A 744-nucleotide genomic window follows, 5' to 3' on the forward strand; every position below is an offset into this window, starting at 1 on the left:
ATTGTTCACCTTGGCGCAAAGCATCTTTCCCCACCTTGGCGGTTGAATGAATTTGTATAATATCGCTCGAAACGTTCGAAGGAATTGACATGCCTGATGTCGGCATACCGACCCTCGACCAATTGCGGGTGTTCATCACGGTCGTCGAAACCGGCAGTTTCGTCGGTGCCGCAAAGCAGCTCGGCCGCGCGACGTCGGTCATCAGCTACACAATCGCAAACTTGGAGGCCCAGTTGGGCCTGACGCTGTTCGATCGCCAAACCACCAAGAAGCCGCAACTGACTGAGGCTGGACGTGCCGTTCTGTCGGAGGCTCGAACCATCGCCAATGGCATCAGCAACATGCGATCGAAGGTGAAGGGTCTGCAGCAGGGCCTTGAGTCTGAGGTTCATTTAGCACTTGATGTGATGCTGCCGGCGGCCCGTGTGGTTGATGCCCTCAAGGCATTTCAGAGGAAATTTCCAACGGTTTCCCTGCGCCTCTACGTCGAGGCGCTCGGCGCTGTTACCCAGATGGTGCTCAATCGCGGTGCCAGTTTGGGGGTCAGCGGCCCTTTAGACATGGAGGTCGATGGACTTGAGCGGATCGGTGTTGGCTTTGTCGAGTTGATCCCGGTTGCCGCACCTGACCATCCGTTGGCTCTTGCGGGCCGCAATGCCCCAGGTGCCGGTCGCGAGCATACGCAGCTCGTGCTGACGGACCGGTCTGCCCTGACGCAAGGGCTTGAGTTTGCCGTCGTCGCGA

General features: G+C 58.3%; 1 protein-coding gene. It reads left to right on the forward strand.

Annotated elements, in window-relative coordinates; genetic code table 11:
• Positions 1-89: 89 nt before the first annotated feature.
• A partial coding sequence (locus LG661_RS24745) for a LysR family transcriptional regulator (RefSeq protein WP_230534649.1) occupies positions 90-744 on the forward strand: 655 nt, incomplete at its 3' end.

Origin of the sequence: Microvirga roseola (genome assembly GCF_020866965.1) — a bacterium.
GTDB lineage: Bacteria > Pseudomonadota > Alphaproteobacteria > Rhizobiales > Beijerinckiaceae > Microvirga > Microvirga roseola.